A 20,159-nucleotide genomic window follows, 5' to 3' on the forward strand; every position below is an offset into this window, starting at 1 on the left:
CACGCATAGGACGGATAAAGTCTTTATAGAGTGGGTTATTTTTAACAAGTTGTTTTAATGTGGATTTTAGTTGCATAGGGGACTCCTTTTTAGATAGAGATAAAAATGAAAAACACAGATTCCATTCCATAAGAGAAACAGAATCTTGTAGCTAAACAAAGGCTTGGGGGATTACATCATTCCGCCCATACCTCCCATTCCACCCATATCCGGCATTGCAGGAGCTGGTTTATCTTCTTTAATTTCATTGATTGTGGCTTCTGTTGTTAAAAGTAAGCTTGATACAGAAACCGCATTTTGCAACGCTATGCGAGTAACTTTCAATGGATCAATAATGCCTTCTTTAAACATACTATCCACATGCTTACCCTTACTTGCATCAAAGCCATAGATACCGCCACTGCCTTCTGCTTCTTGCACCTTATTGACTACCACGCCCGCATCGTGTCCTGCGTTTCTAGCGATTTGTGCCAATGGAGCCTTGATTGCGCGTTTGATAATATCATAGCCAATCGCCTCATCGCCTTCAAGCTTTAGATTCACTTTCTTAGCCGCGTGAATAAGAGCCACACCACCTCCAGCTACAATGCCTTCATCAACTGCGGCTTTTGTCGCAGAGAGTGCATCATCTACGCGATCTTTTTTCTCTTTCATCTCTACTTCGCTTGGCGCACCTACTTTGATAACAGCCACGCCACCGCTAAGCTTTGCCAAACGCTCTTGGAGCTTTTCTCTATCATAATCACTTGTTGTATTTTCAATCTCCATTTTGATTTGTGCGATTCTATCTTTGACATCTTTTGCCTTGCCCTTGCCATCAACGATTGTCGTATTATCTTTATCAATCACAATTCTTGCGGCACTTCCTAAATCAGCAATAGTAGCCGCTTCTAGTGTCTTGCCAAGCTCTTCGCTAATGACTTGCCCACCTGTAAGGATAGCAATATCTTGGAGCATTGCCTTTCTCCTATCGCCAAAGCCCGGAGCCTTAACTGCTGATACATTCAGCACACCGCGGAGTTTATTCACCACTAAAGTTGTAAGCGCTTCGCCCTCAATATCTTCAGCAATGATAAGAAGTGGTTTGCCACTTTGCATAGTCGCTTCAAGCAAAGGTAAAATCTCTTTCATATTTGAGATTTTTTTATCTGTCAAAAGCACATAGGCATTTTCAAGCTGGGCAGTCATCTTATCCGTATTTGTTACAAAATACGCAGAAAGATAGCCTCTATCAAATTGCATACCCTCAACAACACTTAGCTCATCATTAATCCCCTTAGCTTCTTCAACCGTGATAACACCATCTTTGCCGACTTTTTCCATTGCTTCTGCAATAAGTGAGCCGATATTTTCATCAGAATTTGCAGAGATTGTGGCTACTTGTGCGATGTCGCTTTTCCCGCCAACTTTTTTGCTAATTTTTTTAAGCTCATCAATAATCGCCGCTACCGCTTTATCCATACCGCGTTTAACAGCAATAGGATTAGCCCCAGCTGTAATATTTCTTAAGCCCTCTTTGTAAATGCTATATGCAAGAACAGTTGCCGTAGTTGTCCCATCACCTGCTGCATCAGCAGTTTTACTCGCTACCTCTTTCACAAGCTGTGCGCCCATATTTGCAATAGGGTCAGCAAGCTCTACTTCTTTTGCCACAGATACACCATCTTTTGTAATTGTAGGCGCACCATAACTTTTTTGGATAAGAACATTGCGTCCCTTTGGTCCCATAGTTACCTTAACCGCATCGCTTAATTGCTTGATACCTTCATAGAGTTTATTTCTCGCTGAATCTGCGAAGTGAATTTCTTTTGCCATTTTTTACTCCTTACATTAAAATTTATTTTTCAATAACACCTAAAATGTCTTCTAGCTCTAAAACTATATATTCTTTAGAATCTAGCTTGATTTCAGTGCCTTTATACTTGCCAAATACAACTTGATCGTTTTCTTTCAATGTCTTGTCATCTTTGACCTTAGCACTTACTGCTTTTACAATACCCATAAGTGGCTTTTCCTTTGCATTATCTGGAATGATAATACCCGAACTTGTCTTTGTATCTTCCTCAAGACGCTCTACAAGCACCCTTTCACCTAGAGGTTTAAACTTCATATCAAACTCCTTGTCATTATAAAATTATCAAAAATTTAGCACTCAATTTTTGAAGTGCGAGAATTTTATATTAACTTATTAAACAAGTCAATACTTTATATCATTTTTATAAAAAAACTTTAGTCTATTAAACTAAATTTATATATCATAGATTCTATAAACTCTAATGTGGCACCATAAAATCACAATAAAATTCAAACTTCAGAATCCACAAACAAATTTCCTAAGAACTAAGCAGCAAATATCCTTGTGCTTTTTGCCGCTCAAGTGGCGTGAGCGTATGCACTACGGAGCCAATTTTGACTTGATAGGATTTATCAATTTCCGTTTTAGCATAGCTCAATGCAATGCGTCCAGCCAAAATCTTATCCTCCGCACTTGCCCCACTCTCCACAATCCCAAGTGGTCCCACACAATCAAGCAAAACAATTTGCTCCATTTGCGGATTTGGTGTAGCGAGTTTGGCATTCTCCTCCTCATTTCTTGCAATAACGCACCTTGCACCATTTTCAAGCACTAGATAGTGTCCAACCTTCACCATCTCTATATCTTCAAAATGCATTTGACGATGCGAGATTAAATCCTTAATCTTTAACGCCACAGAATCTTGTGTTAGTAAGCAACCTCCCCCAGGCTTTTCAAAATATTTGAATCCATACGCCTTAATCATCTCTAACTGCCTTGTGCGTCCGCGTCCGCTCACATCAAGCAATCTCTCCCTATCTACCCAACCCATTCTCTCTGGAAAGCTTGGCTCTAAAAGCTTGGCACTCATAGGACGCAAAAGCAGCTCATCAAGAGTTTTAGGCTTACTGTTATCACTCCCATCACGACTTAAGATTCTATCAAATTTAGAATCTAGCCCTATCTTTCGCACAAGCCCTCGCACTTGATCTAGGGCTTCTTTACGCTGGGATTTTGGACGCTGCCCCAACACTTCTCCGCTAATCACAAAATCCGCATTAACTTTCAGCAGATAATCAAACGCATTAGCAAACATATTTGCGTGGCAGTCAATGCAGGGGTTAAAATACTTGCCATAGCCATATTTTGGCTTAAACAACACATCATTAAAAAACTGCTGTCTTATATCAAGGACTTGCAATTCCACATCAATCTGTGCCGTGGCATTTTGAAAATATTCTAACTTATCTTTATTGCCGCCAAAGCCGATGTTAAAATGCAATGCAATCACATCAATGCCTTGGTCTTTAAGTAATTTCATAGAAATGAGGCTATCGCAGCCTCCGCTAAAAAGTGCTAGAGCTAACATAGGGTAATAATTCTCCTTTTTTTAATTGCAAGATTTTGGTTTTAATCTCTTTCATTAATATGCTTTTTTCTTGCAGATTCATACCGGTGTAATGCGGTATTTGAGATAGAATCTGCGTATAAGCTTGAGTGATGAATAATCGCAAATGTTCTTTAAGCGAAGGTAAATCATTTATGGGCCTTATTCTCTCATTAATCATTAGGGCAATCAACGCAGAATCTTGATGTTCATTTGCCACAAGCTTGGTAAATTCAGCCCTTTTATAAACAAATAAAGATATGTCAATGTATTCTAATGCAAAATCAATCCATTCAGGCTTTTCAAGCAAAGTCTTAATCAGCACAGATTCAGCGATTTCTTGCGTTGGGGTGGTAAATGTAAGTGGATTGTGTTGTGGAAGGCGTTTTGAGCCAATCAAATGTATGGGTAAAGAAAGCAGGTGTGCAAGTGTGGGCTTATACTCCTCTTGCAAAACAGGGCTAAGCGTATGAAGAAACTGCGTAGATTCAGCTAATGCCTTTTCTTTTTGCAAGGGATTATTTAGGTCATAGTTTTTAGCTATATGTTGAAGTATAAAATCCACAAATGGCACAGGATTAGCAAACATATCGCTAAGCTCATTGATTTGCTTATTTGCCACCATATCGGCAGGGTCCATTCCGTTAGCAAAAATCACAACGCCTCCATCTTTGCCACTTGCAGCTAGAATCTTAGCTGCCTTAAAAGCTGCATTAATCCCAGCCTTATCGCCATCATAGCTTAAAATCACTTTTGGTTCTCCCTTAGCCAAAAGCGGTAAGTGATCCTTGGTTAAAGCCGTGCCAAGTGTCGCCACCGCATAATCAAACCCCGCTTGATGTAGCATAATCACATCAAGATATCCCTCACACACAATGATTTTCTTTTGCTTATAAATCTTGTCTTTAGCAATATAGTAGCCATAGAGTAGTTTTGATTTATTAAAAATCTTGCTTTGTGGGGAGTTTATATATTTGGCATTCGCCCCACTCATCGTGCGTCCGCCAAAGCCCACAACCTTGCCACTAGGGGAATGAATGGGAAAAATGATTCTATCGCTAAATCGTGCATATTCCCAAACAGAATCTTTGCCAATCACGCCATATTCCAACGCTTCAGTCTTGTTCAATCCCTTAGCATTTAAAAATTTAATCGTCTCAAAACTTGCCCCACAATAGCCCAAAGCAAATTTTTCAATGCTTGAGTTTGCCACACAGCGAGAGGCAAGATAGTCTAAAGATGGCTTATGATTTAAAAGATTCTTTTGATAAAACCGCATAACCTCATCAAGCAAGGCAAAATCGGGCTTTTTCTCATAGCTCGTTTCATACTCAAGCGTGAAATTCATAATCGCTGCGATTTTCTCCACACTCTCCACAAAGCTAAGTTTTTCATATTCCATAAGGAATTTTATCGCATCTCCGCCCACACCACAGCCATAGCAATGGTAGAATCCTTTCACTGGGCTAACTACAAAGCTAGGCGTTTTCTCATCGTGGAATGGACAGCACGCTACATAGTTGCTTCCACTCTTTTTTAGCTCCACAACCGAGCCAATCACATCAAGAATATCTAAAGTCTGCTTGAGTGTTTCAATTGAATGTTTGCTTATGCCCATATTAAATTAATGCCTTTAAATGCTTAGTATATATTTTTTGGCAAAAATTGTATAAAAAAAAAGCTTAGATTCTAACTCTTTTGTGCCAAACTCTAGCTAAGCCCTAACTAAAGCATAACATCAAGAATGACAACCCACATCATCATAAAGTGCTACCTATCCGCCCTTATGAATGCAAAAGTTTAAAAAAATCTTGTCTATTATTCCAAAAATGATGATTTTTGCTATACTAGAAACATTTTCAACTTCACAACAAAAGGATACACGATGAAAATCACTTACACACTCACAGATGAATCTCCAGCATTAGCGACCTACTCGTTTTTGCCTATTGCAAAGGCGTTTTTAGACCACGCAGATATTCAAGTAGAGACTTCAGACATTTCTCTAAGTGCTAGAATCTTGGCTCAATTCCCCGAGAATCTCGCCCCAAATCAACGCGTAGAAGATGCTTTAAGCAAACTCGGTGAGCTTGTCAAAACCCCTAGTGCAAACCTTATCAAAACTCCAAATATCTCCGCTTCAATCCCACAGCTTAAAAATGCCATAAAAGAGCTTCAAGCAAAAGGCTACAATGTGCCAGAGTTTCCCGATGAGCCAGCAAATGAGCAAGAAAAAGCGGTGAAAGAGAAATACCAAAAAGTGCTAGGTTCAGCGGTCAATCCTGTTTTAAGACAAGGCAATTCTGACCGCCGCAGCACCAATGCTGTAAAATCCTACGCACAGAAAAATCCTTACCGCGTAACACCCTTTGATAAAAACTCAAAAAGCTGTGTGAGCTATATGAAAGAGGGCGATTTCTTTGATAATGAAAAGGCGGTTTTGATAGAATCTCCCACAACAGCAAAGATTATTTTCAAAGATTCTAGCGGACAAAAAGTGCTAAAAGATGGGCTAAAACTAGAGACAAATGAGATTTTAGATGCCACTTTTATGGACGCACAAAAATTGAGTGCATTTTATGAAGCCCAAATTGAAGCTTGTAAAAAGCAAGACATTCTATTTTCCTTGCATTTAAAAGCTACGATGATGAAAGTAAGCGATCCTATCCTTTTTGGCTATGCGGTCAAAGCCTATTTCAAAGAGCTTTTTGCGGAATTTAAAGATGAGCTAGAATCTTTAGGCGTAAATGCCAATAATGGCGTGAATGAGCTGCTTACAAAGATAGAATCTAGCCCGAAAAAAGCGGAGATTCTAGCTAAATACAATGAGATTTTGCAAAAAAGTGCCAAAATCTCTATGGTAAATTCCGACAAAGGCATTACAAATCTACATATCCCAAGTGATGTTATCGTTGATGCTTCAATGCCTGCTATGCTGAAAAATGGTGCGAGATTGTGGGATAAAGACGGCAAGGAATGCGATGCAAATGCAGTAATTCCTGATAAGACTTATGCGACTATTTATGAAGCGGTGATTGAAGACTTAAAGGCAAATGGAGTGCTAAATCCTGCCACACTAGGCAGTGTTAGCAATGTAGGCTTAATGGCGAAAAAAGCACAAGAATATGGCTCACACGATAAAACCTTTGTCGCCCCAAATGATGGAGAGTTTGTCATTGTAGATTCTAATGATAAGGTGCTGCTTACTCATAGCGTGAAAAAGGGCGATATTTATCGTGCTAATCAGGCAAAATTTGATGCGGTGCAAAACTGGATTGATTTAGGGATTGAAAGGGCGGATATTACAGGGGATAAGGCGATTTTCTGGCTTGATGAAAAAAGAGCAAGCAATAAGATTATGATTGATTTAGTCAAAAAGAGATTGCAAGAATTAGGCAAAGATATAGCTATTTTAGCCCCAAAAGAGGCGTGTTTAGAATCTTTGCGACTTATCCGTGCTGGGAAAAATGCCATTTCTATTACAGGGAATGTTTTGCGTGATTATTTGACTGACCTTTTTCCAATCTTAGAGCTTGGCACAAGTGCGAAAATGCTTTCAGTCGTGCCTATGCTAAATGGTGGGGCGATGTTTGAAACCGGAGCTGGAGGCAGTGCACCAAAACAGGTAGAGCAGCTTGTAGAAGAAAATCATTTGCGTTGGGATAGCTTGGGTGAGTTTTTAGCCTTGCAGGCAAGCCTAGAGTTTTACGCACAAAAGCAAAATAGCCCTAAGGCAAAGGTTTTAGCAGACGCGCTAGATGTGGCGACTTCACAATGGCTTGATAACAACAAAGCCCCTTCACGCAAAGTAGGCGAAGATGACAACCGCACAAGCCATTTTTACTTGGCGATGTATTTTACAAGGGCATTAGCAGAGCAAAGTGCAGATTCTAGCATTGCAGCGTTTTTTAAGCCCATTGCCGATGAGCTAGAATCTAAGCAAGATTCTATTGGAGCAGAGTTTAACTCCGCACAAGGCGTGAAAGTAGATCTAGGCGGATATTATAAATTTGATGATAGTAAGGCAGAAGCCATTATGCGACCAAGCAAAAGCTTTAATGCAGTGATTGAACGAATTGCTAAGAAATAGTTTTAGCAACTAAAATGCTAAATTTTACCTTGTTTGGTGCGTATTTGGGTGCTGTTGTTACACTCATTGCCACACCCGGTCCCGTTGTTGCCCTTGTGCTAAAAAATACGCTAAAAGGGCAAGATTCTAAGACAAAAAGCACACAAGCCTTAAAAACAATCTGTGGGACAAATCTAGGCTCACTCTTGCTTATCGCTGTAAGCATTGCGGTGATTTTAGGTGTAGCTAAAGTTTCAGAATCTATGCTTGGGATTATGAGTATTGTAGGCTGTGCCTTTATACTCTATCTTGGTTTTAGCTCACTTTTGGGATATTGCAAACAAAGGAAATGCGATAGAGATTCACTTCAACACGCAGATTCTAACAGAGATGCACACAAAACTTCACAAAATCAATATTCCCAAAAGAATGCAAACAGCCCAGCTGCGGAAATATCTTTAGGAGATTTTCAGGGCTGTGCAGATATTGAAACAAGAAGCTACCTAAGTGGTAGTGCCGCTGTTTCAATATCAAACTCCCTTAAAAGCACCAAAAAGACAACGCAAAACAAATACAGCCCTTTCTTACAAGGCTTATTCCTAAGCCTATCAAACCCCAAAGACATTTTATTTTTCATCGCCTTTTTTCCGCAGTTTTTGGGTATAACACACTCTCTGTATCTTAGCCTTGCAGTCCTCACATTATCGTGGATAGCACTTGATTTTAGCCTATTACTCACTCTAAGCTACATCTCCCAAAAGATACAACTAGAGCGATTTGAAACCTCCATAGTCTTACTTGGCGATATGGTGCTAGTAATGATTGGAATCTTTGGCGTTGTGTATGGATTTATATCTTTATATGCCCAATGCCAAAGCCTGAATCTGCCTTGAATCACAGCCCGACAAACTAAGAAAGCCACAGCCAAAAAACACAAAATCTTAGTATTTACGCCCTTTTTTCACGCTCTAATATCAAGCAAATGCACCTCATCACTCACACAAGCAATACTTTCATCTTCTACCACAGCCAGACTCTCCTCCTCACTAGGCTGGGCTGAATCGTTGTGAGCTTCTTGCTCGTTTTTTTTCTCCTGCTTATCATCAGGGTCAATAGCCTTTGTCTCCTGTGCTGGAGCGACTTCCTGCACGGCTTTAAGCTTATCTACAAACTCCTGCATATTTGCATTGAGTGCAAAATCCACCTTTTGCATTGCATTTGCGTGCTGCATAGAGCCAACTTGGGAGTTTTGATTGATATAGGTAACATTGCCAATAGGTGTAAGTGCCATATCCTTCTCCTTTGTTTTAGATATACAAGTATCGTCCTTGCGTTTAAACACATTAGCTTTTATCATACGCCACTATCGTTATTTAAGCAAGGGTTATACCACGCATTCTTATTTTTCCTTGCAAATATGCACAAAAACACTTATAATACTGCTTTGTTTTATCGTATTTCACAAGATTCTAAAGGGAACAAATGGCAAAAGATTCTAATGGCACACAGCTCAATGCCGGAGATAGTGTCAGCGTTATTAAAGATTTAAAAATCAAAGGGGCTTCAAGCACCATTAAACGCGGCACGACAATTAAAAATATCAGGCTCACAAACAAAGATGATGAGATTGAAGCTAGGGTTGATAAATGTGGCGTGGTCGTGCTAAAAACCTGTTTTCTTAAAAAGATATAGCCAAAAGTCCTACTTGATGATTCGCTTTATCTCAATTCACAAACTCCGCAATGCCACAAAACAAGCCCTATGCTCTTTATTTATAAGCTTACTATGTTTTACCTTCCTTGGGTGCGAAGGGCAAAAAACTCCACAAGAACAAGCGATAGAAGGCTATATGCAAGGGCTGTTTGGCGGGGATTTAGACAAATATCTACATTATTCTAGCTATGGCTTTGCCCTTCAATCTATGGGAAATGCCAACCTAGCCAATCTCTTTGTCGCAGCAGAATCCACGCGTGCAAAAATGCTAGGTGGTTATAAGCGTGTGGAGATTTTACACATTACACCAGATGAGATTGAGACGCAAGATTCTAAAGCTCAAAACCCCCAAGATTCTAGCTCCATAATGCCTACCGCAACCGCCCTTGTGAAAATCCACTTTGACAAAGTAGTAGTAGAATCTCAACTTCATCTTGTGAATTATGAACAAAATAGATGGATTATAAACTCCCAACTTAGCCTTGCTGATACCATAAGCTCACAGCTTCAACATTAAGATTGCTTCCCAACCTCCCACTTTAAACCCATACTTTCTCATCAATTTGAGATTTTCTAAAGAAACTTCGCTTTGCTTGTTAAAATTCAAAATCCCCTAAAATCTCCCTGAAAGTGAGACAAAAAATGCCCTGCCACTCGCACGATAATAGCTATAATAAGTGTGGTTAAAAAGGTTTGTGATATTTGAGCTTACATCAAAATGCTTATTTATACGCCACCCCAAACGCAAATCCGCAATCGTGTAGCTATCTGTCGCTCCATATACACCACTTGGCGTTGGTGTATTGTTCGCGTTTTTATAGGGCTTACTTGCATACTCTACGCCAAAAGACCCATAAATGCCCCCCTTATCATAATTAATCGCTCCATACGCCATATGTGCTGGAATCCCGGCAACCTTATTGCCTTCTGTGTTAGATTCTATACTTTTTAGAATCTTAGAATCCATAAAAGTATAGGTCAAATGCATACTCAAACCATAACCAAAAGGCAAGATAAGAGAGCTTTCCACTCCTTGAATGCGATTTTTACCAAGATTATCATACATTCCTTTGAGGGGGTGATTTTGCGTATATTGCATAATAGCATTTGTCATTGTGTTATTAAAATAATAGAGTTTGAATCCACCCTCTCTTGTATCATCACCAAAAAGCGTGGAAATATCTTGCTCAAAGCCCACATCAAAACTTATGACATTTTCGGGCTTTAGGTTTGGGTTTCCCTTGATTGGAGTGCCATCGGTTAAAGTTCGGTTAGTAAACATTTGCCCAAAATTTGGGGCTTTAAAGGCTTGACCAAATGATGATTTAAGCCTTGTGTTTTGGCTGAAGGCGTAATTTAATGAGATTTTAGGGCTAAAGCTTTGCTTTGTATTTGTCGCATAAAAATCAGTATCCTTATACACATCATAACCCCGCCAAAAATCATACCTCACACCAATATTTGTGCTAAGATTCTCAAAAAAAATTCCCTGCCACTCGCTAAATACACCCACATTTGCACTTTTACCCCCTTGAGCATAGCCTGAATCTGCCTTGCCTTGAAAAGCGGAGTTAAAATCTTTCCAATTTGCTATGTAATCTAGCGTTTGCGTGTAAATATTATGCCGATACTGCACACCGCTTAGGATTCTGTGATTTTCACTTACATTTGCAAGATAGAGCAAATCAAGGTTGTTTGTCTCATAACGATGGTTTGTTTGCGACCCTGCACCGCCATATATACTCGTATTTGCACTTGTGGGATTCTTGCCACCATCTGGATTATTAAACTTATCCCACCCATCAATGCGAGAGAACTTAAGCTCTATATGACTATCATTAACAAAATAATGTTTATAACCCACTGCACTGACTAACTGATGATACATTTCCTTGCCGATATGTAGCCCATAGAGAATAGGAGCTGGTTCGTTTTTGTTACTTTTGTCATATTTTGTGTTATCGCCATAGCTTGGCATGCCATCTTTAGTTAAAAATGTGCGTTGATTTTTATGGTCATAGCTATACATATTCCATCGCACATAGCCGCTTAATGTCCCCACATCGCCTATATCATATTCAGCTCTCAATGTGCTATCATAGGTTTGATATGCCTGATTCCCCATATCGCCGATATTATACTTCACCACTCCTGTGCTAGAATCTAGCGTTGGTTTTCCACCTTGATAGCCACTTACATTACTTACCACAACAGAATCTGCCGCATAGCCTTGTGAATGTGTCGTGCTAAAAGACGCCTTAAGTCGCAACCTTTTATCCAAAAACGCATCGCCTATGCTCACATACCCACGAAATGTATTCTTTGGGGCAAAGTCATTTCCCAATGCACTACCATAGCCAAAACTCGCCCTTGTCTCAAAAGCAGTAGGCATACTTGTAATAAAGTTAATCGCTCCAGCAACCGCACCACTGCCATAAATATTTGAAAATGCCCCTCGCACCACCTCAACTTGCATAATATCCTCGGCATTCATAGCTGTTAGCATTTTTGTATTGTTGTTTATGTCATTTAGCATAATGCCATCAACCATTACCGCAGCACCGCTTAATCCGCGAATTTTCACGCCATCAAAAGTATCCATACCGCGTGATTTACTTTGTTGTAGCCCCTCAAAACCACGCAATGTATCGCTAAATTTGTAATTTGGGCGGAGATTAATCTCTTTTTGTGTTACCACACTGACATTGCCCGGTGCCTCATTGATAGGCGTATCCACACGCGAAGCACTCACTATGCTTTTGCCAAGATTCACAGATGCTTCATTAGCCACCAAGCCCACATAAGATACACCTATTAAATTGATGATGAAAAATACTTTTGACCTCATCGTAATATCCTTTATGTAAAAAATAAAAAAGATATTACCAAAATCATACTTTATTTAAAATAGTAATACTAATATATATATATAAAAGAAATTTTGTAACTTTTATAGAATCTTGCCTGTGTTTTTGGCGTTGTGTGCTATATCATCTTTCCTATTGCCCTTTTCATTGCTTAAGGCTTTTTGTGTTTTATTGACTTTTTTGTAGAAAAGAGGCTTGCACTTGCAAGTTTAGGTTAGCTTATAGCCGTGCTGCCAAACAACACTTATGGGAGTTTATTATTCAAATTTTTTAGGGCGAAAATGCCGCAAAATTAAAAATCCCACAAATGCACAAAATAGCACAACAAAAATACCACTAAAAACCTCAAAGTAGCCAAATGGCTGACTGAAATCCCACACCTTTAAGCCAAAAAATTCAAACCCCATATACAAGCCCTCTATAAAAATGTATTTGCACGATTTAAAGTGCCGCTACCACAGCAGAGCAACGCTCACATAATGCTCCATTTTCTTCTACAATAAACTGCCAACACCGCTCACAGCGACCTTTTTGTGCCTTACATATAGCAAAGCTATGTTCTTCTACGCTAAAATGAGCCAACACATCTGCATTTGTAGCTACCTGTTTAAGCGTCTTGTCCGCATATACGCGTGAAACAATCAGCCACTTATCAAGCAAAGTAAAATCTTTTGGCAAGAGAGAATCTTCACAATACACAATCTCAACTTCAAGCGAAGACTTAATGCTTTTTTGCTTTTTTAGGCTATCAAGTGCCTCGCCAAAGCTCTCCCGCACATTTAAAAGCAAGGCAAAATCCACATCTAGATTCACATTATATCTATCCTTACACGCAAATCTTTTGAGTTCAAAAATATCCTTTCCACCACCCTTTATAGCTGAACTTGCGTGATTAAAGGCTTCATTTGCTGTGTATGTCAGCACAGGGGCGATAAAATGCAAAAGTCTTTGGGCTAGTAGCACCATCGCGCTTAAAATCGCTCTCCTACGCACAGAATCTGCTTTATCACAATATAAAATATCCTTACACAAATCTAGGTAGATTCCACTAAGTTCATTACTCAAAAAATTCATCACCACTTGAAACGCCTTAGCAAAATCATAAGTATCAAAGTAGCTATAAGCCTCATCAAATACGCTATCGCAAGTTTTTAGTATCCACCTATCAATCTCTCCTAACTCATCAAAGCCCACCATCATATTTGCCTCAATATCCGCATTAGCAAGAAGGAAACGGATAGTATTACGAATCTTGCGATACTGCTCTCCTACTTGTTTTAAAATCTCATCGCTTATATTTTGGTCGCTTTGATATTGACTTAAAGCCACCCATAAACGCAGAATCTCGCTGCCCTGCGTTTTTATAATCTCGCTTGGGGCGATGACATTGCCTTTAGACTTGCTCATTTTCTCGCCATTTCTATCAAAGGTAAAGCCGTGAGTGAGAATCTGCTTGTAAGGTGCGATTTTACTCACCGCACAAGAGAGTAACAAAGAGCTTTGAAACCACCCTCTGTGCTGATCACTCCCCTCAAGATACATATCCGCTGGGTGTTCTCCTGCATCATAGAGATTTTTATTTTGATAGCTATTTTTTAATACCGCACTCCAAGTGCTACCGCTATCAAACCATACATCAAGAATATGTTTGCTTTTGCTTAAGTTTTGTGCCAAATGCTTATGGCTTTGTGGGAGTAAGTCTTTAATCTCATAGCTCCACCACGCATCACAGCCCTGCTTTTCAAAAATCTCTGCTATAAACTCAAGCACTTCTATATCAAGCAAAGGTGCATTAGTGTCCTTATCTACCAAAAAGGCAATAGGCACACCCCAATCTCTCTGCCGAGAGATACACCAATCGGGGCGATTTTCAATCATAGAGTAGATTCTATTTTTGCCATTTTGCGGATAGAATCTTACCTTTTCAAGCTCACTTAATGCCAAGCTTTTAAGCGTTTTGCCCTCATAAAAAGGCTTATCAAGTAGAATAAACCACTGCGTTGTCGCACGATAGATGACCGGCTTGTGTGATCGCCAACAATGCGGATAACTATGTGTAATCACACTTTTTTTCAAAAGGCTAGAGCCTAGAATCTTAAAAACACTCTCGTGTGTTTCAAAGATATTTTTCCCCACAAACTCACCCACATATTCCTTTGGCACAAGTCCCATAGATTCAACAAGTGGGCTAAAATTTCCCTTATCATCAACAGGCATAATCACAGGTAGATTATATTTTAGCCCGATATAGTAGTCATCTTCGCCGTGCCCGGGGGCTGTATGCACCACTCCACTGCCCTCACTCATACTCACGTGTTCGCCTAAAATCACAAGTGAAGTCCTGCCATTAAGCGGATTAATGGCTTCAAGGTTTTCAAAAGCTTTAGCACTAAATTCTTGTGCGATTTCACCAATGCCTAGATTCTCCTTACATTTGCTATGCAAGGCTTTTGCCACGATATAGCCATCAAGGGTAAGCACATACGATTCATTTGGGTTCAGCGAGATAGCCACATTTGCTGGAAGTGTCCAAGGTGTAGTCGTCCAAATGATAAGTTTGCCTTGTGGGATTCCAAGTGTGTTTAAAGCCGCTTCACTTAGGCTAAAAGATACAAAAATAGAATCTGATTGCTTCTCTTGGTATTCCACCTCTGCATCAGCCAAAGCACTCTCACAAGCCCAGCTCCAATAAATAGGCTTAGATCGCTCTGCTAAAAGCTCCTCTTTGACAAGAGCAATAAGTATGCGGTAAATCTGTGCCTCAAAAGCAAAATCCATTGTTTTGTAAGGATTCTTAAAATCCCCCAAAACACCTAAAGCCTGAAACTCATCACTTTGAATCTCTATAAATTTTTGTGCGTGATTCCTACATAATTCCCGCAATTTTGTTTTCTCTAAACTATCTTTTTTTTCTTTGCCGATTTTTTGCTCCACTTGCTGTTCAATAGGTAATCCGTGGCAGTCCCAACCGGGCGTGTAAAAAATATCCTCTCCCTTAAAATAATGATACTTCACAATAATATCTTTTAGAATCTTATTGAGTGCGTGTCCTATATGGAGATGTCCATTTGCATAAGGTGGTCCATCGTGCAATACAAAGCTTTTTGCACCCTTATTGGCGTTTTTCAATCGCTCATAGAGATTGTTCTCTCTCCACTGCGAGTAGGTTTGCGGTTCATTTTGGGGAAGATTCCCTCGCATTGGAAAAGTAGTTTGGGGTAAAATTAAAGTCTCTTTGTAGTCCATTGACTGCTCCCTATTGAAAAAATAAAAACACGAAAAGTAAAAACAAAGCTAGGATTGTAGCAAAAAATCCTAATTTTTGCCCCCTTTGTGTTAGAATATGCCACTTGCCGATGCTAGATTCTGCACTAGATTCTAAAAATATTAAGAGAAAGGATTAAAAATGAAATTTGTAAGCTTTGTGCCTTATGCGTGTGATTTGTATGCTAAAGATTCTGCCCTAGATGCGTTTGCCCTTTTTACCCAACCTTGTGAGCTTGGACTACTCATAGAAGATAGTAAAAATGGCGATAGAATCTACCCCTTTTCTAAACTCTTTGTGAGCGATATTCCTAGAATCTACACCGATATGCTGACATTTATTCAGTTTCACACACAAGAAATGCTAGATTCTATGCGGGAATATCACACCTGCCCTTATGCGTTTTCTATGTCGCAAGTTACACTTCTAGCCCCCATTCCTATGCCTAGACAAGATGTGATTTGCCTTGGCATAAACTACCTTGATCACGCTAGAGAATCAGCAGCTTTTAAAAAGGAGGTTTTTGATGAAAAGCGTGAAAATGCGGTGTATTTTAGCAAACGCGTGAATTACACCACGCCTCATAATGCCCCCATTGCAGCCCATAGCCATTTAACCCAAAAGCTTGATTATGAAGTAGAACTAGGTGTGATTTTAAAATCCCATCTCTATCAGCCTAAAACCAAACAAGAAGCGTTAGATTCTATCTTTGGCTACACTATCATCAATGACATTTCCGCCCGAGACATTCAGCAAAAGCACAAGCAATGGTATATGGGCAAATCACTGCAAGGCTCTCTGCCTATGGGACCTTGTGTGCTTTATGCTAAAGATGTAAATCCACAGAATCTTGCCATAAAAAGCTATGTCAATAACGAGCTTAGGCAGGATTCTCACACTTCGCTAATGATATGCGATGTGGCAAGTGCGTTGTATGAGCTATCGCATTATTGTCTATTACAAGCGGGGAGCATTATCTCTATGGGGACGCCAAGCGGTGTTGGTATGGGATTTAACCCGCCTAGATTTTTGCAAAAGGGCGATGAAGTGGTATGCGAGATAGAATCTATTGGCACACTGAAAAATAGTGTTGTGTAAAATGTTATGCATAAAAATGCGTATAAAATTTGTGATTGAGAATCTAGCTCTTAAGATAAAAGCTCTGTAAGTGTATTGCGGATTTTTTGTATATTTTGATTGATATTTAGCTCTAAGGCGGCGGTGTGTGAGCTTTGCTTCTTTCTCATAATCTCATCTATGCTTAAAGTATTTAAAGCTTGAGCCATAGAATCTAGGCTAAAATCACGCGAGATAATAGCATTATCATATTTTTGAGTAATGTCTTGCAAACTCTCAATGGGTGGAAAAAGTAAAGCCAAACGCGACTGAATATATTCAAAAAATTTATTTGGGATTGTGGCAAGGAGATTGTGATTGTGCTGCGGAATGTATATAAAACCTATGTCATAGTCATTCCCAAATGGCACTATTTGCTCCAAACTCACCGCGGGCAATACCCTGACATTACACCCCTGCTTTTGTAGCCTTAAAATGGCAGATTCTATCTTTTTACGATAAGGCTTTGTCCCACCTGTAAAAATAAAATCTATACAAAACCGCCCATCAAGCTTTTGACAAAGATAAATAATCTTATGAATATCGCGATTTTTATTTAACGCTCCGTGATAGAGAATCTTGATTTTTTGAGGATTTATAGGCTTGGCATTTAGCTCATAATATGGGGGAAGTGAGAGCAAAAGCTCGGCTTTTAAGCCAAATTGCCCCTTATACAGCTCACAAAATCGTGGCGATACGCTAAAGATTTTATCCGCCCTTTTAGCATAAGTTTTACACAAATAAGTGTTAAATGCCTTAAAAAGTAGCCGCCAACGCAGTGAGCTTGTATTTTGCAATGGATAAAACTCCCTTGCATCAAAGATAACGCGTGTAGATTGCACTTCCTGCCTATTGCTTTTAGAATCTAGTCCCGCAAACAGCACCGGCAAAAGTAATAAATCGTGGCAGATAATCACATCATACCTATGCGTTTTGATATGCTCCTTTACCACAAGGCGATTTTTGATAAAGCTTAGTCTATCCCACCGCCCACACATCACATCAAGCCATAATCGTAGCTCACCAAAAAAATTTCGCTTTTTATAGTAAGGATAGCTAAAGGTCGCAATATGCGGAATCTTAGCCATAGCACTGCCATCTTCATTATCAATCCCCATAACGCTTACTTCATACTTGCCCTGCTTTATCTCATCTTTGAGTGCTTCTAAGATTCTCATAGGACGCGGACAGGTTGAGATATTTGCCGCCACTAGAATGAGAATATGCCTTTTCATATTTATTGCTTTAGCTTTGTGTAATGGCGTCCATAAATGCCAAGATTCCTTCATACTCTCTCATCTCATCGCCTATGGCTCTAGCTTTTTGTCCTTTGTCTTTAAGCTCACTAAGATATACCTTGTCTCCCGATACAAAATGCTCCAAAAGTGCTAATGCTTTCTCCACATACTCTTTAGATGAAAATGCAAGGAGTGGGAATTGAGATTCTTTTATAAGCTTGAAAGCTTGTTCGCTTTCTTCTTGGGTTTTATGTGAGCCATCTTTATTTGGGATACCCTGCCAAGCTTTAAGCGAAGTTTTAATGCCCTCAATGCGTTGCTCTTGTGGAATCTTACTCATCATTATGCTTAACCCACCCTTTGCGACATATTCTATACGACTTTCTCCCTGTTCTAATGGAAAACTATCAAGCCATATATCAATAATATGCCCATAGATTCCACTATCTATGTAGCCTGTGAAATGCACCCTTTGTAAAAATGCTTGAGCCTCTGCCTCTTGTGTAAAACAGCTTGTGATACACTCACTTATAAGGCTTTCATTCCCCCCACCACAAGCGAGATAAATGCTTTGTGGATAGCGTTGCATTATCTCTACCACACATTGCCAATACTCCTTAGAATTTAGCTTTGTCAATCGCCCTATGCTCCCCAATATCACACTGCCTTGCGGAAATTCGCTGCGGATTTGTGCGATTTTCTCTCTAGCTTGTGTATCAAGCGGGGGATTATAGAATCTCTCTAGCATTTTTACAGGCACACCATAAAACTCATAGCCCTCGTGGATAATACGCCGCTTATTTTGACAAATATGCGTCATTTTGGTATCAACACAAGGCACATCATAGACAAAATTGCCGTGGGAATAATATATCTGCATAGATGCACTACGAGAGGCTAGGATAAAATCACTTATACCATAGCCATTATTTGGGCTAATAAGAATGCTGATGTTATCGGTATTTAATGCTTCCTTAATAGCTAGAGCCTTTTGCAAATGGGAGTTATAAAAACCTTGCGTATGAAAGCCTGATACCACATCAATAACCGGTATGCCAAGATTCTCATAAGAATGCACGATTTTTTCATCATCTACGCTTTTTTCAAGCAGTTTCATCGCATAGATTCTAATCTCGTATTTATCTGTAAAAGCCTTATTGCTTAAAAGATTGCTTAAAAGGCTAAATTCAACCTTATAGGGTGAATTTGCCACTAGTCTATCACGCAAGATTCCAATGCGGATTTTCTCGCTCCGTTTGCTTTTTGACACACCATAAATGCCTTGTGCTTTGGCAAAATTCTCATAATGCCCAACTGCCACCCTATCAATATCCTCGCAGAATCTAGCCCATTGCTCTTGCGTGTGAAAGTTATTACCGCACATATGATACATAAAAAACTGCATATACATCGCCTCATCAATACCCTCTATGCCGCCATTTTCAAACATAGTATAAAGCAGCTCTTTCCATAGCTCATAAAGCTCAAGCCACGCGTGATGATTGAAAAAATGTGAAACATTCCAAAAACAATGCAGCTGCCAATTCAAAATGCTCCGTCTGCGAGGCTTAGGATAAGCAAAATATATTTGCTTATTGAGCTGTTTTTTTAGAGCATTAAGTAGGGTGGATATATCTACACCTAAACTTTCAAAATGTCCTACAATGAAATTTGCGTGTTCCAAAGAAAGTGGAAGGTTTATATCCACAAGAGAGATGAGCGAAATATATTCACTCACAATCTTTTCAAAATCACACATATCCCGCAGAATCTTACCCACGATATATAGCTCAATAAATAAAAGATTCTCAACATCGCTATGAGTATCAATAAATAGGCTTTTTTGTGCCATTGTGATAAACACATCAAAACGCATATCCTGCTCTATGCCCTCGCATTTTGTATGTGTAAAAAGTAAAAGTGAGAGATATTTTACCCCGCACAAACTGCCTTGTGTCAGCAAAGTGTAGATTCTCTCTCGCAAAAGTGCAATAAAATCACAAAGCAGAATCTTGCCACTTGAATTTTGCATAAGCATAGTTATATCTGTATGTGTGAGAGAGTTAAGCTCGTGCATAAGAGAATCCAGATGGGCTTGACTAGAATCCTGCTGCAAGGAGGCAAAGGCAATATGCAAAAACTCCATAGCCTTTTGACATCTTTGCGTGGAGTGCAAAATAGTATCTGCAGGATTTGAAGCAGAATCTTGCAAGGATGAAGTGGATTCTGGCGTGTTTGCCTTAAGGGGCATATCCGTGCTAACTTGCTTTTTTGGGTCTATATCTAAAGATTGTTTCATATTTAGCCTTTAATAGTGGCAAAAGAGCAGGGCAAAATCTTGCTTACTGCATAGGAGATTCTACATTTTCTAGCGGCTCTTTTGGCGAATCATCTTGGGGTTGATTGCTATGAATCTCATCTTGCAAAACATTGAGCTGTGGGGTCTCTCTATCAATAATCCACACATAAGAGAGTTCGCCCAAACTTGCA

At 39.5% G+C, this 20,159-nt stretch carries 14 protein-coding genes and 1 pseudogene; 5 read left to right on the plus strand and 10 right to left on the minus strand.

All coding sequences use genetic code 11. The annotated features are described in order from the left end of the window. Nucleotides 1-171: 171 nt before the first annotated feature. From groL to dnaG, 4 genes and pseudogenes are all read right to left on the minus strand, one after another. Nucleotides 172-1,815 carry a chaperonin GroEL gene (gene groL / locus EBF12_RS10200; protein WP_121727555.1) on the minus strand — a complete coding sequence of 548 codons (1,644 nt, stop codon included), beginning with the start codon at nt 1,813-1,815 and terminating at the stop codon, nt 172-174. Between the two features lie 31 nt (nt 1,816-1,846). Beyond that, nucleotides 1,847-2,110 (minus strand): annotated as a pseudogene (groES, locus tag EBF12_RS10205) (co-chaperone GroES); the annotation flags it as partial. A 223-nt stretch (nt 2,111-2,333) separates the two neighbouring features. Further along, nucleotides 2,334-3,383, minus strand: a complete 1,050-nt coding sequence (locus EBF12_RS10210; RefSeq protein ID WP_121727557.1) for an argininosuccinate synthase domain-containing protein — start codon at nt 3,381-3,383, stop codon at nt 2,334-2,336. Beyond that, nucleotides 3,361-5,019, minus strand: coding sequence for a DNA primase (dnaG, locus tag EBF12_RS10215; protein WP_121727558.1), 1,659 nt, complete (start codon nt 5,017-5,019; stop codon nt 3,361-3,363). The genes EBF12_RS10210 and dnaG overlap by 23 nt, the downstream gene beginning before the upstream one ends. 267 nt (nt 5,020-5,286) lie before the next feature. Between dnaG and EBF12_RS10220 the strand changes: the two genes are divergently transcribed. Together EBF12_RS10220 and EBF12_RS10225 are read left to right on the plus strand one after the other, a co-directional pair. Further along, nucleotides 5,287-7,491 carry an NADP-dependent isocitrate dehydrogenase gene (locus EBF12_RS10220; RefSeq protein WP_121727559.1) on the plus strand — a complete coding sequence of 735 codons (2,205 nt, stop codon included), beginning with the start codon at nt 5,287-5,289 and terminating at the stop codon, nt 7,489-7,491. A 14-nt stretch (nt 7,492-7,505) separates the two neighbouring features. Next, nucleotides 7,506-8,363: a LysE family translocator gene (locus tag EBF12_RS10225; RefSeq protein ID WP_121727560.1), complete on the plus strand. Its 858-nt coding sequence runs from the start codon at nt 7,506-7,508 to the stop codon at nt 8,361-8,363. Between the two features lie 68 nt (nt 8,364-8,431). Here EBF12_RS10225 and EBF12_RS10230 read toward each other — a convergent pair whose 3' ends face one another. Continuing rightward, the gene (locus EBF12_RS10230) at nt 8,432-8,761 is read right to left on the minus strand and encodes a hypothetical protein (protein ID WP_121727561.1); all 330 of its coding nucleotides are present in this window, start codon (nt 8,759-8,761) and stop codon (nt 8,432-8,434) included. Between the two features lie 191 nt (nt 8,762-8,952). On the opposite strand from EBF12_RS10230, the gene EBF12_RS10235 reads away from it, so the two are divergent. Both EBF12_RS10235 and EBF12_RS10240 read left to right on the plus strand, forming a co-directional pair. Continuing rightward, nucleotides 8,953-9,162 (plus strand): alkylphosphonate utilization protein, encoded by a 210-nt coding sequence (locus EBF12_RS10235; protein WP_121727562.1) that lies wholly within the window; start codon nt 8,953-8,955, stop codon nt 9,160-9,162. Between the two features lie 16 nt (nt 9,163-9,178). Beyond that, nucleotides 9,179-9,700: a hypothetical protein gene (locus EBF12_RS10240; protein ID WP_244196515.1), complete on the plus strand. Its 522-nt coding sequence runs from the start codon at nt 9,179-9,181 to the stop codon at nt 9,698-9,700. A 96-nt stretch (nt 9,701-9,796) separates the two neighbouring features. Here EBF12_RS10240 and EBF12_RS10245 read toward each other — a convergent pair whose 3' ends face one another. From EBF12_RS10245 to ileS, 3 genes are all read right to left on the minus strand, one after another. Next, on the minus strand, nt 9,797-12,031 hold the full coding sequence (locus EBF12_RS10245; RefSeq protein WP_121727563.1) for a TonB-dependent receptor: 2,235 nt from the start codon (nt 12,029-12,031) through the stop codon (nt 9,797-9,799). A gap of 276 nt (nt 12,032-12,307) precedes the next feature. Then, nucleotides 12,308-12,457, minus strand: a complete 150-nt coding sequence (locus EBF12_RS11325; RefSeq protein WP_167444804.1) for a hypothetical protein — start codon at nt 12,455-12,457, stop codon at nt 12,308-12,310. Nucleotides 12,458-12,491: 34 nt separating this feature from the next. Then, complete coding sequence (gene ileS, locus EBF12_RS10250) at nt 12,492-15,296, minus strand: isoleucine--tRNA ligase (protein ID WP_121727564.1); 2,805 nt, start codon at nt 15,294-15,296, stop codon at nt 12,492-12,494. Nucleotides 15,297-15,456: 160 nt separating this feature from the next. Between ileS and EBF12_RS10255 the strand changes: the two genes are divergently transcribed. Continuing rightward, the gene (locus tag EBF12_RS10255) at nt 15,457-16,413 is read left to right on the plus strand and encodes a fumarylacetoacetate hydrolase family protein (RefSeq protein WP_121727565.1); all 957 of its coding nucleotides are present in this window, start codon (nt 15,457-15,459) and stop codon (nt 16,411-16,413) included. A 50-nt stretch (nt 16,414-16,463) separates the two neighbouring features. Here the strand turns inward: EBF12_RS10255 and EBF12_RS10260 are convergent, their stop codons facing one another. Further along, nucleotides 16,464-17,666: a glycosyltransferase family protein gene (locus EBF12_RS10260; RefSeq protein ID WP_121727566.1), complete on the minus strand. Its 1,203-nt coding sequence runs from the start codon at nt 17,664-17,666 to the stop codon at nt 16,464-16,466. Between the two features lie 10 nt (nt 17,667-17,676). Beyond that, nucleotides 17,677-19,968 (minus strand): hypothetical protein, encoded by a 2,292-nt coding sequence (locus EBF12_RS10265; RefSeq protein WP_244196516.1) that lies wholly within the window; start codon nt 19,966-19,968, stop codon nt 17,677-17,679. Nucleotides 19,969-20,159: the final 191 nt, after the last annotated feature.

The sequence above is a fragment of the Helicobacter labetoulli genome (assembly GCF_003670275.1).
GTDB classification, from domain to species: Bacteria; Campylobacterota; Campylobacteria; order Campylobacterales; family Helicobacteraceae; genus Helicobacter_C; species Helicobacter_C labetoulli.

What these genes read in the sequence shown, in the direction of transcription:
- EBF12_RS10220 (WP_121727559.1), top strand. Translation starts at nt 5,287, where the DNA reads ATGAAAATCACTTACACACTCACAGATGAATCTCCAGCATTAGCGACC.
- EBF12_RS10265 (WP_244196516.1), bottom strand. Translation starts at nt 19,968, where the DNA reads ATGAAACAATCTTTAGATATAGACCCAAAAAAGCAAGTTAGCACGGAT.
- EBF12_RS10240 (WP_244196515.1), top strand. Translation starts at nt 9,179, where the DNA reads ATGATTCGCTTTATCTCAATTCACAAACTCCGCAATGCCACAAAACAA.
- EBF12_RS10230 (WP_121727561.1), bottom strand. Translation starts at nt 8,761, where the DNA reads ATGGCACTTACACCTATTGGCAATGTTACCTATATCAATCAAAACTCC.
- EBF12_RS10225 (WP_121727560.1), top strand. Translation starts at nt 7,506, where the DNA reads ATGCTAAATTTTACCTTGTTTGGTGCGTATTTGGGTGCTGTTGTTACA.
- EBF12_RS10235 (WP_121727562.1), top strand. Translation starts at nt 8,953, where the DNA reads ATGGCAAAAGATTCTAATGGCACACAGCTCAATGCCGGAGATAGTGTC.
- EBF12_RS10260 (WP_121727566.1), bottom strand. Translation starts at nt 17,666, where the DNA reads ATGAAAAGGCATATTCTCATTCTAGTGGCGGCAAATATCTCAACCTGT.
- EBF12_RS10245 (WP_121727563.1), bottom strand. Translation starts at nt 12,031, where the DNA reads ATGAGGTCAAAAGTATTTTTCATCATCAATTTAATAGGTGTATCTTAT.
- groL (WP_121727555.1), bottom strand. Translation starts at nt 1,815, where the DNA reads ATGGCAAAAGAAATTCACTTCGCAGATTCAGCGAGAAATAAACTCTAT.
- EBF12_RS11325 (WP_167444804.1), bottom strand. Translation starts at nt 12,457, where the DNA reads ATGGGGTTTGAATTTTTTGGCTTAAAGGTGTGGGATTTCAGTCAGCCA.
- ileS (WP_121727564.1), bottom strand. Translation starts at nt 15,296, where the DNA reads ATGGACTACAAAGAGACTTTAATTTTACCCCAAACTACTTTTCCAATG.
- EBF12_RS10210 (WP_121727557.1), bottom strand. Translation starts at nt 3,383, where the DNA reads ATGTTAGCTCTAGCACTTTTTAGCGGAGGCTGCGATAGCCTCATTTCT.
- dnaG (WP_121727558.1), bottom strand. Translation starts at nt 5,019, where the DNA reads ATGGGCATAAGCAAACATTCAATTGAAACACTCAAGCAGACTTTAGAT.
- EBF12_RS10255 (WP_121727565.1), top strand. Translation starts at nt 15,457, where the DNA reads ATGAAATTTGTAAGCTTTGTGCCTTATGCGTGTGATTTGTATGCTAAA.